Source organism: Microbacterium sp. 69-10, from assembly GCF_001897945.1.
GTDB lineage: Bacteria > Actinomycetota > Actinomycetes > Actinomycetales > Microbacteriaceae > Microbacterium.
In genome coordinates, this window is sequence record NZ_MKRT01000022.1 from 66907 (window position 1) to 84008 (window position 17102).

Annotated in this window: 19 protein-coding genes and 3 pseudogenes; 16 read left to right on the forward strand and 6 right to left on the reverse strand. The window is 70.1% G+C overall.

Annotated elements, in window-relative coordinates; translation table 11 throughout:
* Positions 1 to 190: pseudogene (locus BGN97_RS09380) on the forward strand (hypothetical protein); the annotation flags it as partial.
* 51 nt (positions 191 to 241) lie between these two features.
* Here the strand turns inward: BGN97_RS09380 and BGN97_RS09385 are convergent.
* Positions 242 to 1114, reverse strand: a complete 873-nt coding sequence (locus BGN97_RS09385) for an AraC family transcriptional regulator (protein WP_292700479.1) — start codon at positions 1112 to 1114, stop codon at positions 242 to 244.
* Positions 1115 to 1185: 71 nt separating this feature from the next.
* Here BGN97_RS09385 and BGN97_RS09390 point away from each other — a divergent pair, with 71 nt between their 5' ends.
* Positions 1186 to 1473, forward strand: coding sequence for a PqqD family protein (locus BGN97_RS09390; RefSeq protein ID WP_292700482.1), 288 nt, complete (start codon positions 1186 to 1188; stop codon positions 1471 to 1473).
* 53 nt (positions 1474 to 1526) lie between these two features.
* Positions 1527 to 2426: a nucleotidyltransferase family protein gene (locus BGN97_RS09395; RefSeq protein ID WP_292700485.1), complete on the forward strand. Its 900-nt coding sequence runs from the start codon at positions 1527 to 1529 to the stop codon at positions 2424 to 2426.
* Between the two features lie 13 nt (positions 2427 to 2439).
* Here BGN97_RS09395 and BGN97_RS09400 read toward each other — a convergent pair whose 3' ends face one another.
* Positions 2440 to 3093, reverse strand: a complete 654-nt coding sequence (locus tag BGN97_RS09400; protein ID WP_292700488.1) for a low molecular weight phosphatase family protein — start codon at positions 3091 to 3093, stop codon at positions 2440 to 2442.
* 206 nt (positions 3094 to 3299) lie between these two features.
* A pseudogene (locus tag BGN97_RS09405) lies at positions 3300 to 3449 on the reverse strand (Ppx/GppA family phosphatase); the annotation flags it as partial.
* An 89-nt stretch (positions 3450 to 3538) separates the two neighbouring features.
* Between BGN97_RS09405 and coaA the strand changes: the two are divergent.
* Positions 3539 to 4480: a type I pantothenate kinase gene (gene coaA, locus BGN97_RS09410; RefSeq protein ID WP_292700491.1), complete on the forward strand. Its 942-nt coding sequence runs from the start codon at positions 3539 to 3541 to the stop codon at positions 4478 to 4480.
* Between the two features lie 56 nt (positions 4481 to 4536).
* The gene (glmS, locus tag BGN97_RS09415) at positions 4537 to 6387 is read left to right on the forward strand and encodes a glutamine--fructose-6-phosphate transaminase (isomerizing) (RefSeq protein ID WP_292700494.1); all 1851 of its coding nucleotides are present in this window, start codon (positions 4537 to 4539) and stop codon (positions 6385 to 6387) included.
* A 160-nt stretch (positions 6388 to 6547) separates the two neighbouring features.
* On the opposite strand, the gene BGN97_RS09420 is transcribed toward glmS, so the two are convergent.
* Complete coding sequence (locus BGN97_RS09420) at positions 6548 to 7381, reverse strand: DUF559 domain-containing protein (protein ID WP_292700497.1); 834 nt, start codon at positions 7379 to 7381, stop codon at positions 6548 to 6550.
* A 222-nt stretch (positions 7382 to 7603) separates the two neighbouring features.
* On the opposite strand from BGN97_RS09420, the gene BGN97_RS09425 reads away from it, so the two are divergent.
* From BGN97_RS09425 to tsaE, 5 genes are all read left to right on the forward strand, one after another.
* The gene (locus tag BGN97_RS09425; protein WP_292700500.1) at positions 7604 to 7969 is read left to right on the forward strand and encodes a metalloregulator ArsR/SmtB family transcription factor; all 366 of its coding nucleotides are present in this window, start codon (positions 7604 to 7606) and stop codon (positions 7967 to 7969) included.
* Positions 7966 to 8457, forward strand: a complete 492-nt coding sequence (locus tag BGN97_RS09430; protein WP_292700503.1) for an SRPBCC domain-containing protein — start codon at positions 7966 to 7968, stop codon at positions 8455 to 8457. Before BGN97_RS09425 ends, BGN97_RS09430 begins: the two co-directional genes overlap by 4 nt.
* Positions 8458 to 8615: 158 nt before the next feature.
* Positions 8616 to 8975, forward strand: a complete 360-nt coding sequence (locus tag BGN97_RS09435) for a holo-ACP synthase (protein ID WP_292700506.1) — start codon at positions 8616 to 8618, stop codon at positions 8973 to 8975.
* Between the two features lie 29 nt (positions 8976 to 9004).
* Positions 9005 to 10111: an alanine racemase gene (gene alr, locus BGN97_RS09440; RefSeq protein ID WP_292700508.1), complete on the forward strand. Its 1107-nt coding sequence runs from the start codon at positions 9005 to 9007 to the stop codon at positions 10109 to 10111.
* Entirely contained in the window at positions 10108 to 10590 is a 483-nt protein-coding gene (gene tsaE, locus BGN97_RS09445; RefSeq protein ID WP_292700511.1) for a tRNA (adenosine(37)-N6)-threonylcarbamoyltransferase complex ATPase subunit type 1 TsaE, read from the forward strand. Before alr ends, tsaE begins: the two co-directional genes overlap by 4 nt.
* A gap of 20 nt (positions 10591 to 10610) precedes the next feature.
* On the opposite strand, the gene BGN97_RS09450 is transcribed toward tsaE, so the two are convergent.
* A complete protein-coding gene (locus BGN97_RS09450) occupies positions 10611 to 11480 on the reverse strand; it encodes a tetratricopeptide repeat protein (RefSeq protein ID WP_292700513.1) in 870 nt (289 codons plus the stop codon).
* 68 nt (positions 11481 to 11548) lie between these two features.
* Between BGN97_RS09450 and tsaB the strand changes: the two genes are divergently transcribed.
* The 6 genes from tsaB to BGN97_RS09480 all read left to right on the forward strand — a co-directional run bounded on the left by tsaB (position 11549) and on the right by BGN97_RS09480 (position 16281).
* Positions 11549 to 12136: a tRNA (adenosine(37)-N6)-threonylcarbamoyltransferase complex dimerization subunit type 1 TsaB gene (gene tsaB, locus BGN97_RS09455; RefSeq protein WP_292700516.1), complete on the forward strand. Its 588-nt coding sequence runs from the start codon at positions 11549 to 11551 to the stop codon at positions 12134 to 12136.
* Positions 12133 to 12621 (forward strand): ribosomal protein S18-alanine N-acetyltransferase, encoded by a 489-nt coding sequence (gene rimI / locus BGN97_RS09460; protein WP_292700519.1) that lies wholly within the window; start codon positions 12133 to 12135, stop codon positions 12619 to 12621. The genes tsaB and rimI overlap by 4 nt, the downstream gene beginning before the upstream one ends.
* Positions 12618 to 13682, forward strand: coding sequence for a tRNA (adenosine(37)-N6)-threonylcarbamoyltransferase complex transferase subunit TsaD (gene tsaD, locus BGN97_RS09465; RefSeq protein ID WP_292700522.1), 1065 nt, complete (start codon positions 12618 to 12620; stop codon positions 13680 to 13682). The genes rimI and tsaD overlap by 4 nt, the downstream gene beginning before the upstream one ends.
* Positions 13679 to 14125 carry a hypothetical protein gene (locus BGN97_RS09470; RefSeq protein WP_292700525.1) on the forward strand — a complete coding sequence of 149 codons (447 nt, stop codon included), beginning with the start codon at positions 13679 to 13681 and terminating at the stop codon, positions 14123 to 14125. Before tsaD ends, BGN97_RS09470 begins: the two co-directional genes overlap by 4 nt.
* A gap of 3 nt (positions 14126 to 14128) precedes the next feature.
* A complete protein-coding gene (locus BGN97_RS09475) occupies positions 14129 to 15229 on the forward strand; it encodes a hypothetical protein (protein ID WP_292700528.1) in 1101 nt (366 codons plus the stop codon).
* Between the two features lie 194 nt (positions 15230 to 15423).
* A complete protein-coding gene (locus tag BGN97_RS09480; RefSeq protein ID WP_292700531.1) occupies positions 15424 to 16281 on the forward strand; it encodes a hypothetical protein in 858 nt (285 codons plus the stop codon).
* A 47-nt stretch (positions 16282 to 16328) separates the two neighbouring features.
* Here the strand turns inward: BGN97_RS09480 and BGN97_RS09485 are convergent.
* Positions 16329 to 17102 (reverse strand): annotated as a pseudogene (locus BGN97_RS09485) (SAM-dependent methyltransferase); the annotation flags it as partial.

Below are 17102 nucleotides of genomic sequence, written 5' to 3' on the forward strand. Positions count from 1 at the left end.
GTCCGAGCTGAAGGTGCTCGACGGCATCGCGCCCGTCATCTGGCAGGCGGCAGCCGACGGCGCCGACCTCGAGGGCATCATCGCCGCCGTGGTGCACGCGCACGGAGAACCTCCCGCGGGTTCGGCCCGGCAGATCGTCGAAGACGCCGTGGACGAGCTCGTCGTCGCCGGCGTGATCAGCCGCATCTGATCGGTCGCACTCCGGTATCCGGCCACCCAGCGGCGGGAAGCCCACGCGCGCTCAGACGCCGCGTTCGGCGTTGCGCAGCTCGACCGGAGCCGGCGACCCCTCGGCGTGCAGCGCCCGGCGCAGCTGCAGGGCCGAGGTGAACCCCGCGTATCGCGAGATCTCCTCTACGGTCAGCCCCGTGTACAGCGGGTTGCGCAGCATCGACTCCGCGAGCTCGACGCGCATCCGGCGCAGCATGTCTCCCGGACGGAGGCCCGCACCCGCGAAGGCGCGCTGCAGCTGCCGCGGGGAGATGTGCAGCTCGGCGGCTAACTGAGGCGTGGAGAAGCTCGGGTCCTCGCGGTGCATGAGCATGATCGAGCGGGCGCGTTCGACGAGCGAACTGGGGCGAGGACCGGTCGCTATCGACTGCTGCTCCACCAGCGCGCCGAACAGCATCTCCGCCACGAGGCGCTCGATCGCATACTGCGACATCGACGAGCCCTCGTCTCCGTGCCGCACGACCGCCTGCGCGAAGGTGCGGAAGCCGATCGTGAGCGGCGAGGAGCGCAGCACGGCGGCCTCCGGGGTCCTGCCCTCGGTGAACTCCTGCAGCAGCCGCTCAGGCACCCACACCGCCAGCACGTCCGAACCCGGCTCCCAATCCAGGTTCTGCTCGGCGTCGGGCGGCAGGAACAGGCCGAGCGGCGCGGGGCCCGAGGCAGCAGCATCCGCAGTCGGCACCCTCCGTCCCTCACCAGGAAAGAGCACCACGGTGCTGCGCTGCGTTCCCACCTCGATCGGCGACCAGCGCCAGGCCGTCTCGCGGGCGCGATGCCAGGTCATGGTGATCGACCGGAACGAACGCGCGACGACCAGCCCTGCGACGTGGGTGGGGATGCCCAGGTGTGCAGAGATCAGCGAGGTGACGCTGGAGGATGCCATGGGGAAGATGCACTCCGGTTGCCGTGCCTGCCACCGGGGCTGTGACCTGCACAGGCGCTAGGCTACCAAGCGTGACGGGGTGGGGGAGTGCATCGGTGCGCATCGGCGACGATGTCGCCTGGACCGCGGATGAGTCGCGCGTCGTCGCGCTCGACCTCACGCAGCCGGGCGCGAGCCCCCTGGTGCTGGAGTCGACCTCCGCCGTCGTCTGGGAGGAGATCGCAATCCGCGGCCCGATCGAAGTCGACGAGCTGCTGGAACTGCTCGCCCAGGCCTTCGACGTGCGGGCCGACGACATCCGCCGGGACGTCGACAGCCTGCTCGCCGAACTGCGATCGCGTCGGCTGCTGGCCGGCTGAGTGGAAGCACGCGGCGCGCCGCGTCGGTATGGTCGAGAGGGAATGGGGGTGACGTGGCGACTGTCATGAACTTCGGGCTGGGCGAGGCGAACGAGCTCGCGCACGCGATGCTGGCGCGGATCGGCCGCGACCACGGCATCCGCACCCTGTCCATCAAGGGTCTGGTGGCCGACCGTTACGGCCTGCGCCGGCCGCGGGTCGCCGCTGACGCCGACGTGATCGTCGACCCCGCTCGCTTCGACGAGTTCTGCCGGCTGCTGCACGACTACGGCTGGCATCTGCGCGTGGAACGCGAGGTGCCTTCGCTGCTCGGACCGCATTCGGTCACGCTCATCCGCGACGACTGGCCGAACGACATCGACGCGCATGTGCGCTTCCCCGGATTCTTCGCCGACGACCAGACCGTCTTCGAGCGGCTGTGGAGCACGCGCTCGACCATGGAGGTGGCGCACTGCGAGGTGACGGTGCCCTCGCGGGCCGCGAGCGCCGTCATCGCCGCACTGCACGCGGTGCGCTACACGAAGTCCGTGCGCCACGCCGGAGAGCTCGAGCGCGTCGCGGAGCTGCTCATCGATGACTTCTCGGATGCCGAGCGCGAGGAGTTCCTCGACGTCGCATGCGTCGGAAGAGCGCAGTGGGTGCTGCGTGAGCTGTTCGACCTCGTCGGACGCCCGCACGAGATGGACGCCACGCCGCGCCAGATGCAGTTGTGGGAGACCAACCGGGCGACCGTCGAGGACGGCGCGGCCGTCTCCTGGCTGAGCACGCTGCGCTCGGCGCCGCTGCACCGCAAGCCCGCCGTCCTCGCACGCGCTGTGTGGATCTCACGCGAGGAGATCCCGCGCAACGACGTGAACCGCCTGCCGACGGTGCGCGAGGCGTGGGCGCATCGGATGCTGCGCTGGAGACGCGGCGGCGTGGCCCTCTGGCACTACGCCCGCTGGCGGCGCTGACCGATCCGGAGCGTCAGGCCAGGGCGATGCGGACCACCCGCTCCACCTGCGCCAATGCGGGAAGCAGCTGCGCGGCGGACTGCTCGTACACCTCGAAGGACTGGCGGTAGGGGTCGATCACGTCCTCGTCGCCGGTCGCCCTCGGCGCGACGCCGCGCTGATCGGCGACGGCCTGCACCAGCACGCCGAAACGGGACCGCGGGTTGCCTGCGCTGCGGGCGATGCGCCGCAGCACGCCGTCGTCGAGCGAGGCGGCCAGACGCGCGAACTCGCGCACCGTGAAGGTGCTGTGCATGCGGCGAGGGGTGAGCTGCATGGCGGCGGTGCTGTGCTGAGCCGTCATGGTCAGGATCAGATCAGCGTCGTTCATCAGCGTCTCGGACAGCAGGCGCGCGCGATGGGCGGCGGTGCGTTCCGGGGAGACGCCGTTCCGCTCGGCGAGGGCGCGCGCCTCGGTCGGCATCCCGTGCCCGACGAGGGCCTGCGTCCCCGCGCTGTGCACGCGGAGATCGAGGTCGGCGAGGCGCGTGGCCAGCACGGTCTCGGCCAGGGGCGAGCGGCAGATGTTGCCGGTGCACACCGTCATGATGTTCGGCTGCACGTCGGGGACGTCCTCATGGGTGCTCGCGAACAGGTCTGCCAGGGAGAACTCGGATCCAGCGGTCATGGTCGTCTCCGGGGGTCTCGGCGACCGCCCGTCGGAGTCGAGGGCCGGCAGCGGCGTTTCGGGGTCCGCACGCAGCAGACGACGCTCACGGCGAGTCCTCGCCATGGGTGCGTCGATTCCGTTGCCTGGCCTCCCCAGACGGCCGCGATCCTCAGATCGATGCATCATCACACTCTAGTGGTGGCTGCTTTCCGGGCCACCATCGATTCCGTGATCGCGCCCTCGGGCGTGAGGTAGCGCATCAGGCGCAGCACCGTCCGGTCGCTCGCCGTCGCCAGCGGGCGTCCACCGGGGTGGATGTCGGCGGCCAGCATGTGGACGGTGTTGGAACCGATGTCGAGGACTCCCAGGCGCACGGCACGAGATTACTCGTGCGCGGACGCTGCGACATCCCTCGCAGATCGCCGCGACATCCGCTGTTCACCCGACGGATACGATGTAACGCGTGACCGCCGCCACCAACCTGCCGCTGTCCCAGTACCGCGAGATCGACCGCGCCGATTGGGCGCGCCTGTCGGCAGGCCTCGATCAGCCGCTCAGCGAGACCGAGGTCGTCGGCATCCGCGGCATCGGCGACCGGCTCAACCTCGACGAGGTGCGCGAGGTCTACATGCCGCTGAGCCGCCTGCTCAGCCTGTACGCGTCGTCGATCCGCAAGCTGGGTGCCGCGACCAGCGAGTTCCTGCAGGAGGACGACTCCACCACGCCGTTCGTGGTGGGCGTCGCCGGTTCCGTGGCTGTCGGCAAGTCGACCATCGCCCGCCTGCTGCGCGAGCTGATGAGCCGCTGGCCGGGGACGCCGCGGGTCGAGCTCGTCACCACCGACGGGTTCCTGTACCCCAACGCCGAGCTCGAGCGCCGCGGGCTGATGGACCGCAAGGGCTTCCCCGAGTCCTACGACCGCCGCTCGCTGATCGAGTTCCTCACCGAGGTGAAGAGCGGGGCATCCGAGGTGCGCGCGCCGTTCTACTCGCACATGCGGTACGACATCGTGCCCGACGCGCACGTGGTCGTGCGCCGCCCCGACGTGGTGATCGTGGAGGGGCTGAACGTGCTGCAGCCGCCGCCCGCCCCGAACGACGTGGCCGTCAGCGACCTGTTCGACTTCTCGATCTACGTCGACGCCGATCCCAAGCACATCGAGCGCTGGTACATCGACCGCTTCCTCGCGCTGCGCAAGGGCGCCTTCGCGAACCCGTCGTCGTACTTCAACGTGTTCGCGCACCTCACCGACGACGAGGCGGTGACCACGGCTCTCGGGTACTGGAACGAGATCAACATGCCGAATCTGCTCGAGAACGTCATGCCCACCAAGCACCGCGCGACCCTCGTGCTGCGCAAGGGCGCCGACCACGCCGTCGAGAGCGTGCAGCTGCGCAAGGTGTGATCGCCTCTGACGTTCGTTCAGAGGCCTCGCAAAAACCCCCGTTTATCCTTGAATCCATGTGTGGAATCGTCGGATACGTGGGCCCGCGGCCCAGCCAGGACATCCTTCTCGCGGGCCTGGCCCGTCTCGAGTACCGCGGGTACGATTCGGCGGGCATCGCCGTCATCGACGAGGGCGGGCACCTCGGGATGCGCAAGAAGGCCGGCAAGCTGAAGGTGCTGCGCGACTCGCTGGCGGATGCCGCGCTCGCCGACGGCACGACCGGCATCGGCCACACCCGCTGGGCGACGCACGGCGGCCCCACCGATGGGAACGCGCACCCGCATCTCGCCGACGACGGCAAGCTCGCACTGATCCACAACGGCATCATCGAGAACTTCGCGGTTCTCCGCGACGAGCTGACCGCCGAGGGCGTCACCTTCCTCAGTGAGACCGACACCGAGGTCGCAGCAGCTCTGCTCGGGCGCGAGTACCGGCGCACCGGCGACCTGGCTTCCGCCTTCCGCAACGTGGTCAACCGCCTGGAGGGCGCGTTCACGCTGCTGGCCGTGCACCAGGACGAGCCCGGCCTCGTGGTCGGAGCCCGTCGCAACTCGCCGCTCGTGATCGGCCTGGGCGAGGGGGAGAACTTCCTCGGCTCGGACGTCGCGGCGTTCGTCGAGCACACCCGCAGCGCACTCGCCATCGGGCAGGACCAGATCGTCGCGATCACCCCCGACTCGGTGACGGTCACCGACTTCGACGGCAACTCCGTCGAGGCCCAGCCCTTCGAGGTCTCTTGGGACGCCGCTGCCGCCGAGAAGGGCGGCTGGTCCTCGTTCATGGCCAAGGAGGTCGCCGAGCAGCCCGAGGCCGTCGCGAACACCATCCGCGGCCGCATCCAGGGCGACCAGGTGGTCATCCCCGAGCTCGACGGACTCGATGACCTGTTCACCGGCATCAACCGCGTGATCATCACCGCCTGCGGCACCGCGTCGTATGCCGCGCTGGTCGGCAAGTACGCGATCGAGCAGTGGGCGCGCGTGCCCGTCGACGTCGAGCTCGCGCACGAGTTCCGCTACCGCGACCCGGTGATCGGCGACGACACCCTCGTCGTCTCGATCAGCCAGTCCGGCGAGACGATGGACACCCTGATGGCGGTCAAGTACGCGAACGAGCGCGGTGCGAAGACCCTGTCGGTCTGCAACACGCAGGGCGCGACCATCCCGCGCGAGTCGGATGCCGTCGTCTACACGCACGCGGGCCCGGAGGTCGCCGTCGCGTCGACCAAGGCGTTCTCCGCTCAGATCACGGCGCTGCTCCTTCTCGGCCTGCACATGGGGCGGGTGCGCGGCACCGCCTCGGCATCCGATGTCCGTGAGGCCGTCGGCGAGCTGCAGTCGCTTCCCGAGAAGGTCGCGCAGGTGCTGGCCGAGGAGACCGAGCACGTCTCGCAGCTGGCCGGCTGGATGGCTGACACCCGCTCGGTGCTGTTCCTGGGCCGTCACGTCGGGTTCCCGATCGCGCTCGAGGGCGCGCTCAAGCTCAAGGAGATCTCGTACATCCACGCCGAGGGATTCGCCGCCGGCGAGCTCAAGCACGGGCCGATCGCGCTGATCGAGCCCGGTCAGCCCGTGTTCGTTCTCGTGCCCTCGCCGCGCCACTCCGCGCTGATCCACTCCAAGGTGGTCTCGAACATCCAGGAGATCCGCGCCCGCGGCGCCCGCGTGATCGTCGTCGCGGAGGAGGGCGACGCCGCCGTGCTGCCCTACGCCGACGAGGTCATCCGCATCCCGCTCGCCGGACCGCTGTTCGAGCCGATCCTCGCGGTCGTCCCGCTGCAGATCTTCGCCATGGCGCTCGCCACGGCCAAGGGCCTGGACGTCGACCAGCCCCGCAACCTCGCGAAGTCGGTCACGGTGGAGTGAGCTGACCGCTCCGGGCTTTCGTGTTCGGTCTTTCTTCTTTCGTCCGCAGGTCGAGGTGACGTCCCGGATGCCGAAGCGTCGGTTCCCGGCATCCGGATGTGTGAATCGGCCTGCGGATGGAGCGGATAGGACGGGGACCGGACTGGTCGGCGACGCGAAATCAGGCGTGCGCGCGCCGTAATGCCGCGAGGATCGCCTCGAGCACGGTGTCCCAGGCCCTCAGGATCTGGACGTAATCAAAGCGCAGCGACTCATAGCCCAGGGCGGATGCTGCCGCATCGCGCCGCAGATCCCTGTGGCGCTGCGGACCGGTGTGGTTGTCCTCGCCGTCCGCTTCGACGATCAGTCGACCCTCGATCACGAAGTCGACCCGGCCTACGCCGTCGATGTGGACCTGCGTCCGGACGTCGTCGATGCCCTGCAGATGCAGGCGGAGGCGCATCAGAGACTCCAGACCGCTATCGGCGTCGGGGCGGGCGAAGTCGACCAGCCACTGTGCGGAGCGAGGCAGGGTCGCGCGGATGCGCGCACGATCGCCGGCACCGATCAGTCGCTTTCGCCATGCCGACTCGAGCGCGCAGAAGAAGAACTCCTCGCCATGACAGAAGTACCCGTGGATGAGGGCATCTCGCACATCGGCGACCCCGAGCGACATCCTGCCCGGGTGGTAGTGGGCGACGCACGAGCATCCAGGATGCGGGTGCACCCGCCCGGTGGACCCGAGCCACACGTGCGGTTCGTCATCGTCCTCGAGTGTCCAGACCTCATGGTGCTGCAGCGCTCCGGCGCATGTGAGCGCCCCGCCGTGCCGTGCGGCGGCGATGGCGGCGTCCGTCGCCTTCGTGCTCGCGTACACGCCGCGTCGAAGCCGCCGGATCTCGCCTCGGTCAGCCGCGCGGGCGAGTTCATATCTGCTGAGCCCGAATGCCGTGAGCTGTCTGCCGCGGGCGAGGCCGTCGAAGCGGTCGAGAAGCTGGCGGGGCGTGATGAGCATGCTGCGATGCTGGCGGGAATCCGAGTGCCGTGGGTTCGCGAACCCAGTGGATGGGGACAACTCGTTGGATTCCCCGACTGTGCAGGGAGTCGCATCCCTTCGTCTGCAGGTCGGCGCGACGTCCCGGATGCCGGTTCGGTTGTTGTCTGCATCCAGACGCGCGAATCGGCCTGCAGATGAAAAGGTGTGGCAAAGATAAGAGAAGACTTATATAGTCAGGGCGTGCACGAATTCGAGGTTCTCGCGGATGCTGTCCGTCGGCGGCTGCTGAGCGTGCTCGCCCTGGGCGAGCAGTCGGCGGGGATGCTGACCGACATCGCCCGCGAGGAGTTCGGCATCTCGCAGCCTGCAGTGTCGCAGCACCTGAAGGTGCTGCGCGAGAACGGCTTCGCGACGGTGCGGGCCGAGGGGACGCGTCGCGTCTACGCCCTGGATCAGGCGGGACTGGATGCCGCCTCCCGCGCGCTCGCGCGGCTGAGCGATCCGCTCGGCCAGCGTCTCGACGCCCTGCACACCGAGGTCGCGCGGGGACGCCGCGCGGCATCCGGGAAGAGTAGCACGAAGATCACGGAGAGGAACGCATCATGAGCATCACCCGTCCCGTCATCGAGAAGCATCCGTCCGGCTTCCGGCTCGTCTACGAGGACGTCTACGCCACCGACATCGACGACCTCTGGCAGGCGATCACCACGCCAGATCGCCTCGGGCGCTGGATGGTCGACCTGACCGGCGAGTTCCGGCTCGGCGGCACCTGGGCGGTCGTCGCGGAGGGCGATGAGCCGTCCTGGGCGACCGGCACCGTCACCTCCTGCGACGCACCGCTCTCGTTCACCACCACCTGGCATGCCGTCGAGGAGGAGCCGACCGAATTGACCGTCACGCTCGACGAGGTCGCCGGCGGCACCCGCATGCGCCTGGTGCACACCGGCATCCGCTCGATCTTCTACGGTGCCGGATGGCAGACCTATCTCGAGCGCCTCGCCGCCCACGTCGCAGGCGAGGCCTTCGCCCACGAATGGGCTGCCCGGTTCGCGGAGCTCTCGCCGGAGTACGAGGCGCGGTTCGGGTCGCTCTGAGCTCGTTTCCCTTCGTCTGCAGGTCGGGGTGACGTTCCGGATGCCGGTTCGGTCGTTCTCGGCATCCGGACGTGCGACCCGGCCTGCGGACGGAAGAGCACGGCAGCGGAAGGAAGCCGCGGATGCCGGGCATCCGACGCCCCGAGTAGGCTGAACGGGTGATCATCGGCACCGGAATCGACCTCGTCGACGTCGCGCGGTTCGAGCGCTCGGTGACCCGCACTCCCCGGCTCCTGGCACGTCTCTTCACGCCATCCGAGCAGCAGCTGCGTCTGCGTTCGCTGGCCGCCCGGTACGCCGCCAAGGAGGCACTGATCAAGGCGCTCGGCGGCAGCGACGGCGTGTACTGGACCGAGATCGAGATCGCCTCCGAGGCCTCCGGCCGTCCGCACTTCGTGCTGAGCGGCTCCACTGCGGCCGTCGTCGCCGAGCGCGGCATCACCGCCCTGCACCTGAGCCTCACCCACGACGCCGGCCTCGCCGCGGCGTACGTCGTCGCCGAGAGGGCGGATGCATGAGCAGCCTCGCACGAGACAGGGACCTCCGCATGACCCGCACCTTCCCGTTCCGTCAGGCCACGATCGACCTCGGCGCGATCGCCGAGAACGTCCGCCACCTGCGCAGTCTCACGGGCGTGCAGGTGATCGGCGTGGTCAAGGCGAACGGCTACGGGCACGGCGCCGCCGCCGTCGCCACGGCCGCGCTCGCCGGAGGCGCCTCGCGAATCGGCACGGCGACCCTGGAGGAGTCCTTCGCGCTGCGCCGCGCGGGCATCACCGCGCCGCTGATCGCCTGGCTGCATGAACCCGGCCGGCGGTTCGATGACGCGGTCGAGGCCGAGATCGAGATCGGCGTCTCCTCGTTCGCGCAGCTGAACGCGGCATCCGAGGCCGGATCCCAGGCATCCGTCCACCTCAAGGTCGACACCGGGCTCTCCCGCAACGGCATCCCCACCGAGCAGCTCGAGCAGGTTCTGGCCGAAGCCGCCCGGCTGGAGCGCATCGGACGCATCCGCATCGTCGGGATCTTCAGTCATCTCTCCGGTGCGAGCCCCGACGACGACCGGGCGCAGCTCGCCCGGTACCAGGAGATCCTCGCGCAGGCCGAGTCCTTCGGCATCCGTCCGGAGATCCGTCACCTCGCCGCCACCGCAGGCGCCATCTCGCTGCCCGAGGCGCGACTCGACGCGGTGCGCGTGGGCCTCGGCATCTACGGACTCTCACCCTTCGCCGACCGCACCTCGGCCGATCTGGGGCTGCGTCCGGCGATGAAGCTCAGCGCAGCTGTCGCGAACGTCCGCCGGGTCGCCGCCGGCACCGGCGTCTCGTACGACTACGCGTACCGCTGCGACCGCGACACCACGCTCGCGCTCGTGCCGCTCGGCTACGCCGACGGCGTGCCGCGTCAGGCATCCGGCCTCGGGCCGGTGCTGATCAACGGCCGCCCGCACACCGTTGCGGGCCGCATCGCCATGGACCAGTTCGTCGTCGACGTCGGCGACGAGCCCGTCGAGGTGGGCGACGAGGTGGTGCTGTTCGGCGACCCGACGCTCGGTCATCCGTCGGCGACGGACTGGGCGGACGCCGCGGGCACCATCAACTACGAGATCGTCACGCGCATCGGCGACCGCGTCCCCCGGCGGACCGTGTCATGAGCATCGATCCCGCGTTCCTGGGGCGGCACGAGATCGCCACCTCGGATGCCATGGAGCGGCTCGGCCTGCACATCGGCGAGCAGCTGCAGGCCGGCGACCTGCTCGTGCTGACCGGGCCTCTGGGCGCCGGCAAGACGACCTTCACGCGCGGCCTCGCCGAGGGGCTCGGCGTGCGCGGGCCCGTGCAGAGCCCGACCTTCGTGATCGCCCGCACGCATCCCTCGCTGGTCGGGGGAGCGCCGCTCGTGCACGTGGACGCCTACCGTCTGGGGTCGGCCGCCGAACTCGACGATCTGGACATCGACTTCGCCCGCTCGGTGGTGGTGATCGAGTGGGGGCGGCCGATGGCCTCGTCGGTGGCGGATGCCTGGTGGGACATCGAGCTGGAGCGTCCGGTCGGAGGCGTCGCCGACCTGGCGGACGAGGACCTGGACGCCGATGCGCCGAGGTTCGTGACGATCGAGCGCGTCGAGGCCTGAGATCGTGCGGGCGCCGCGCGTCAGCGCGTGATGCCCATGTCGTCGAGGGATCCGTCCACGTCGAAGCCGAGCTCCTCGGCCGTGGCGAACTGCCCCTCGGCCGCATCCCGGTCCGGGGTGAGCCCGTCGTCCCCGCGCAGCAGCATGACGCCGGCGATGAACGCGGCGCGGGCGTGGCCGTTGTCGCCCGCGCGGCTGTACCACTCGACGGCCTTCCGCGCGTCCTGCTCGACGCCCCGGCCGGTCGCGTACATGCCGCCGAGATTCGCCTGCGCGCGTGCACTGCCCAGGTCGGCCGCCCGGCGGGTCCAGTCCGCGGCGGACTCGGGGCGAAGGATGCTGAGCTCGAACGCGGCATCCGCGTCTCCCCGCGCGGCCGCCGCGTCGAAGAACGGCAGGGCCGCGGCGACGTCCTGCGCGTACCCGTACCCCTGGCTGATGAAATAGCCCAGCAGGAGCTGCACGCCGGCGTCCTCGGGATCGGCGGAGTACAGGGCACTCAGGCGCTCGACGGCCGCGGGGGCCATCGACTCGTCCCGGGCGAAGTAGGCGGCCCGGATCCAGCCGAGCGCGCCGGCGGCGGAGCCTGCGTCATCGGCTCGGCGCAGGAGTGCGATGCCCTGTGCGAGATCCTTACCCGGGTACGGCGCCCACGGCGCCACCTCGCCCGAAACGTACAGTGCGCCGAGGTCGAGCATCGCCCTCACCAGGCCGCGGTCTGCGGCGGCCCGGTACGCCCGGATCATCACCTGGTCGGCGTCGCCCGGGAGCAGGCCGATCGTGTGCTCTGCGCGTTCGAACGAGCCGCGCAGCTCGACCGCGGCTCCGTACAGCTGCTCGGCGGTGGCGTCGGGGTCGATCAGGAGGCGGGAGGCGGTCTCGTAGCTCACACCATGACCGTACCCGCCGGTGCACGGCTCCCGGCCGAGGCCCAGCGGCCGCCGACTAATCTGGAGGGGTGATCCTCGCCGTCGACACCTCCCTGGGCACCGCCGTCGCCGTCATCGACGCCGACGGGCGCACCGTCGCCGAGGCCTCCACGCCCGACCCGCTCGGACACGCCGAGGTGATCGGCGACCTGCTCGCCCAGGTGGCGCAGCCGGGCATCACGCACGTGATCGCGGGAATGGGCCCCGGGCCCTTCACCGGCCTGCGCATCGGCATCGCCGCGGCGCGCACGTTCGCGCTCGGTCGCGGCATCCCGGTCATCCCGATCCCCAGCCATTTCGCGATCGCGCAGGCGGCGGACATCCAGGGCCGATTCGCGGTCGTCACCGACGCCCGCCGTCGTGAGATCGCGGTGAGCGTCTTCGACGGAGCGGATGCCGACGGCATCCCGCACCTGGTGCTCCCCACCCGCCTGGAGAAGCGCGGTGCCGAGCTCGCCGAGCCGGTGCACGAGGTCACCGAGCTCTCGGCCTCCGCCCTCGCGCTCGTCGGCGCCCGCGCCATCGCCGCCGGACGGACCCTCGCCGATGCCGAGCCGCTCTATCTGCGCTCGCCGGATGTCGTGCAGCCCGGCGCTCCGAAGCGGGTGAGCGCATGACCCTCCGCCTCGCGACCGGCGACGACCTCGCCGCGATCATGGACCTCGAGCACCGCAGCTTCCCCACGGACGCGTGGAGCGAGGACACCATGCGCGCCGAGGTCGCCAGCGCTCACAACCACTACCTCGTCGACGAGGAGGACGGCCGCGTGGTGGGCTACGGCGGGCTGCGCGCCCTGCGCGGCGGATCGGATGCCGACATCCAGACCATCGCGCTCGATGAATCGGTCCGGGGGCAGGGGAGGGGCCGTGCGCTGCTGCGCGCGCTGATCTCCGAGGCGGCCGCCCGCGGCGCCCGCGAGCTGTTCCTCGAAGTGCGCGCCGACAATCCCGTGGCCGAGGGCCTGTATCGGTCGGAGGGCTTCGCGGAGCTGGGCCGCCGCCCGCGCTACTACCAGCCCGACGACGTGGACGCCGTGGTGATGCGGCTCGACCTGCACGCCTGGACCGTCGGCGCAGCATCCGAGGAGGAGACCTCCGCATGACCACCACCGAACCCCTGGTGCTCGGCATCGAGACCAGCTGCGACGAGACGGGCATCGGCATCGTGCGCGGCCGCACCCTGCTGTCGAACACCATCGCGTCGAGCATGGACGAGCACGCCCGCTACGGCGGCGTCGTGCCGGAGGTCGCCGCACGCGCGCATCTGGAGGCCCTGCAGCCGTCCATCGAGCGCGCCCTCGCCGAGGCGCAGGTGAACCTCGATGACCTGGACGCCATCGCCGTGACCAGCGGTCCGGGCCTGGCCGGCGCGCTCATGGTCGGCGTGGGCGCCGCCAAGGGGCTCGCCGTGTCGCTGGGCAAGCCGCTGTACGCCGTGAACCATCTGGTCGGGCACATCGCCGCCGACATCGTCGCCGGGGATGCGGAGCCCATCGAGTACCCGACGATCGCCCTGCTCGTCAGCGGCGGCCACACCTCGCTGCTGCATGTGCGCGATCTCACGACCGACGTCGAGCTGCTCGGCGAGACCGTGGACGACGCGGCCGGTGAGGCCTTCGACAAGGTCGCGCGTCTGCTGGGGCTTCCGTACCCCGGTGGGCCGCAGATCGACAGAGCCGCGGCCGGCGGCGACCCGAAGGCGATCCGCTTCCCGCGCGGACTGTCCAAGGCGTCCGATCTGGAGAGGCACCGCTACGACTTCTCGTTCTCGGGGCTGAAGACGGCGGTCGCCCGCTGGATCGAGCGCGCCGAGGCGAACGGCGAGGAGGTCCCCGTCGCCGATGTCGCCGCCAGCTTCCGCGAAGCGGTGGTCGACGTGCTGGTGACCAAGGCGCTCGCCGCCTGCCAGGACCGCGGAGTTCCTCGCCTGCTGCTGGGTGGCGGAGTGATCGCCAATCGGCGTCTGCGCGAGGTGACGCTGGAGCGCGCCGCCGCAGCGGGCGTCACCGTGCGCATCCCTCCTCTGAGCCTGTGCACGGACAACGGCGCGATGATCGCCGGTCTCGCCGCGGAGCTGATCTCGAGCGGCCGTGGCGCGTCGACACTGGCGTTCGGGGCGGACTCGACGCTGCCCGTGACCGAGATCCAGGTGAGCCCGGCATGACCGATCCGCGCATCGAGGGGCCCACTCCCGAGGTCGAGCGACCGGAGGGGAGCGCGGCGCTGCCCGGTGCGTCGAAGGGGTACGGCAAGCTGCCGACGGCGCCGATCCCGGTCGAGCGGACGAATCACGAGCCGGATGCCGAGGATTTCGCGGCCCGGTCGGACTGGGAGCCGCACGCGGAGTCGGACGCGGCGCCGGTGGATGATGCCCGGCTGGCGCCGTGGGCCCTGTTCGCCGCGATCGTCGCGCTGGCGACGTCGATGTTCGTGGGCTGGGGGATTCCGGTGGCGGTCGTCGCCGTGATCTCCGCGATCATGTCGCTGCGCCGCCCGCTGGAGAGCCGCGCCATCGCGATGTGGGCTCTGGTCCTCGGACTGTGTGCCACTCTGTTCAGTGCGGGCTGGTTGATCTGGGCGACGATGCAGTTCGAGAGACTGGGGTGACGGATGCTGGAGGGGGCGGAAGCTGCACGACGACGTGAGCTTCAGCTGCGGGCCTACGCGCCCGGGGGCGCGCTGACGGATGCCGAGGCCGCGGAGCTGCGGGATCTGGACGCGCGCAATCTGACGGCTCCCGTGGTCTCGCCCCCGATCACCGAGCCGACGTCGGCTCGTGATGACGGGTTCCGAGCCTCCGCGCTGTGGGCGGGATCGTCCACTCGGACGGAGTCACCTGCTGAGCACGCGGAGACGCCTGACGTCTCGGAGTCCAAGAACGTGCTGCCCGATGAAGCTCCCGCCGCAGGCCGGACGACGATGAGCCTCCGCCGATTCCCTCGCCGCATACTCCTTCCCGTGGTCGCCGTCTTCGCGATCGTGGTGGGACTGGTCGCAGGCCGCGCCATATTCAGCGACCACGGGCCCGTTATGACAGCCGAACAGCAGGACACCTGGGCGAGGCTCCAGTCGACGACTCAGTACGACGCAGGCTCTGTGGAGCTCGTCGGCAGCAAAGACGGCGTGGACGTCTGGAAAGCGACGCAGAACGACGGGGCATCGGACTGCCTGCTTCTCACGCGGGGCCGCGGCTCCCCGGGGCTGCCCGGTGGCACCGGCGTGAACTGCCTCAACCCGAAGACCGCTTCGGGGGAGACACTGGGGGCGAGCCTGACCTACGTCGAGAAGGGCGTCGAGTATTCGGTATGGGCATCTTCGGCGGAGGACATCAACGGCAACCCGTTCATCGCCGTGCAGCGCGAAAGCATGTCTGAGGAGTGGGACTGGCGTGTGCAATACGACGAAGCGGAGCTGAAGACGATCAGTGCGATCGAGGCCACCGGGATGGACGGACAGACCCTCAGCATCCTCGGCTACGACGGCGACACTCCCGTGTGGCTCGGCTTCGACAGCGAGCCTTGCATCGTGATCGTGCAGCCGCACGATGTGGTCACCAAGAAGTGCGGAAACCTCTCGATCGGCTCACCGCCGCTGGAGCTCACCGTGGGGGACAGCACCTACTCGGTGCTCGCCGGCGACATGAACAGCCCCGGGAGCGGCAACGTCCTCACGATCTATCGCGCCGGGGGCGCGGCCGGGGGACAGGGATGAGCACAGCGGACGACACCCGCCGGCGCGAATTGCAGCGCCGCCTGTACGCTCCCGGCGGTGCTCTGACGCCGGAAGAGGCCGAAGAGCTGCGGATGCTCTCGGCTCCCACAGCAGTCGAGCCCGCGACCCCGCGTGCGACGGGCGGCGTTGCGCCGGGACGGGACGATCCGCCCGTCACATCCTCTCCAGATCCGATGCCCGACTCTCCGCGCGCCGAACCGAGCCTGCGTGCACTGCAGGACTCGGGCGGCGCGGAAGGGCAGCAGGACGAGGAGAGTCACCTATCCACCGTCGCCCCCGCCCACCGGCGGCTGATCGCGATCGTGACCGTCGCAACACTCGCGTTCGGTCTCGGCATCGGCTGGCTGACTGCGCCGCGGTCTGAGCGGATCTCCGTCCCGTCGATGACTGCGGCGCAGCAGAAGTCCGAACAGGCGATCGCGAAGACGGGAAAGGTCGATCCCGACTCGCTCGAGTTCGCCGGTACGAAGCACGGTGCGGCGGTCTGGACGGCCACTCATGGCAAGGAGGCATGTCTCGTTCTCGTGCTCGACGGCCAGCAGAGCATCGGCTGCGCCGACCCCGCCAAGGGGATGTGGGGTGCGGGCATGATCGGCGTCGGTGCGGAGACCACGCTGGACGACGGCATCAAGCGCTCTGTGTCTGCGACGATGATGAAGGATCTGCGCGGTGAGCGCGTTATCGGAATCGACTACTGGGACACCGACCCGGACGACACCTCTTGGGAGCAGCAGTACTCGCAGGAGGACCGGCGCCTCATCGGCGCGCTGAAGAAGGTCGATCTCGCCGGGCCGAACCTGATGCTCGTCGGCCGGGACGACGGCGTCGCCATCTGGGCGCACTTTGTCGACGACAAGTGCGTCGCGGTCGTCGATCCTGACACTCTTCAGGTGTCGAAGAGCTGCGAGCCCGGCGATTCGTCCCGAGCCGTGCAGGTGCGGTACCGCGAAGCGACCTACAGCGCGAAGTGGACCGAACGAGGCGGGGTCACCCTGACGATCTTCCGCGATCCGCTCGACAAGAAGAGCTGATCAGACCGGCCGCCGCTCAGACCCGTGGTGGATCGGAGGAGGGCTGATCAGACCCGGTCGGCGAGGATCGCCACGCGTCCGGCCGGTGTCCGGGTGAGGATCAGCGTCGCCTGCTGCGAGCCCTTCAGCGTCAGCTTCTTCCGGAAAGCCGCAGGATCGATGTCCATACCGCGCTTCTTGATCTCGAGTCGCCCGATGTCGTTCGCCCTGAGCGCCGCGTTGATGGTCTTCGGATGCACGGGCATGGTCTCCCGCACCCGGAACGACTGCACGAACGGGCTCGTCACGGCGGCGTCTCCGGTGAGATAGGCGATCTGCTCGTCGAGCATCCCGGCATCCAGCATCCGTGCCGCGTCGCCGATCAGCCGCGCACGGATCACGGCCCCGTCGGGCTCGTGCACGAATGCGCCGAGCTCGCGGACCGGCACGTCCTCGGCATCCGCCTCCGCGGTCAGCTCGTGGGTCTGCCCGCCGGCGACGATCAGCGCCGAGCGGCGGATGCCGTCGCGGGCGAGCGCGCCGCTCCACAGCACCAGCTCGACCACGCTGCCGTCGGCGCTGACCCACTGCGCCTCGACGTCGTCGGGGATGAGGTCGCGGTCCAGCCCCGGGCCGAGCTTGATCCCGGTCGGGCGGCTGCGTGCGACCTCGAAGCACCAGTCCAGAGACGGTGACCAGTCGGATGCCGACAGCCGGCGCGTCTCGCCGTGCCCGGCGGTGCGTCGGGCGGGGTCCAGCCACACCGCGCCGTCGCCCACCGAGCGCTTCGCGCGGGAATGTGCGCTTCTCGCGGACGAATCCGCGGATTCTGTCCGCGGCAA

Excerpts from the sequence above, each read along its gene's own strand:
- rimI (WP_292700519.1), top strand. The coding sequence starts at position 12,133 with ATGACCCTCCGCCTCGCGACCGGCGACGACCTCGCCGCGATCATGGAC.
- BGN97_RS09475 (WP_292700528.1), top strand. The coding sequence starts at position 14,129 with ATGCTGGAGGGGGCGGAAGCTGCACGACGACGTGAGCTTCAGCTGCGG.
- BGN97_RS09480 (WP_292700531.1), top strand. The coding sequence starts at position 15,424 with ATGCCCGACTCTCCGCGCGCCGAACCGAGCCTGCGTGCACTGCAGGAC.
- BGN97_RS09470 (WP_292700525.1), top strand. The coding sequence starts at position 13,679 with ATGACCGATCCGCGCATCGAGGGGCCCACTCCCGAGGTCGAGCGACCG.
- BGN97_RS09420 (WP_292700497.1), bottom strand. The coding sequence starts at position 7,381 with ATGCTCATCACGCCCCGCCAGCTTCTCGACCGCTTCGACGGCCTCGCC.
- BGN97_RS09430 (WP_292700503.1), top strand. The coding sequence starts at position 7,966 with ATGAGCATCACCCGTCCCGTCATCGAGAAGCATCCGTCCGGCTTCCGG.
- tsaE (WP_292700511.1), top strand. The coding sequence starts at position 10,108 with ATGAGCATCGATCCCGCGTTCCTGGGGCGGCACGAGATCGCCACCTCG.
- BGN97_RS09400 (WP_292700488.1), bottom strand. The coding sequence starts at position 3,093 with ATGACCGCTGGATCCGAGTTCTCCCTGGCAGACCTGTTCGCGAGCACC.
- BGN97_RS09385 (WP_292700479.1), bottom strand. The coding sequence starts at position 1,114 with ATGGCATCCTCCAGCGTCACCTCGCTGATCTCTGCACACCTGGGCATC.
- glmS (WP_292700494.1), top strand. The coding sequence starts at position 4,537 with ATGTGTGGAATCGTCGGATACGTGGGCCCGCGGCCCAGCCAGGACATC.
- alr (WP_292700508.1), top strand. The coding sequence starts at position 9,005 with ATGACCCGCACCTTCCCGTTCCGTCAGGCCACGATCGACCTCGGCGCG.
- tsaD (WP_292700522.1), top strand. The coding sequence starts at position 12,618 with ATGACCACCACCGAACCCCTGGTGCTCGGCATCGAGACCAGCTGCGAC.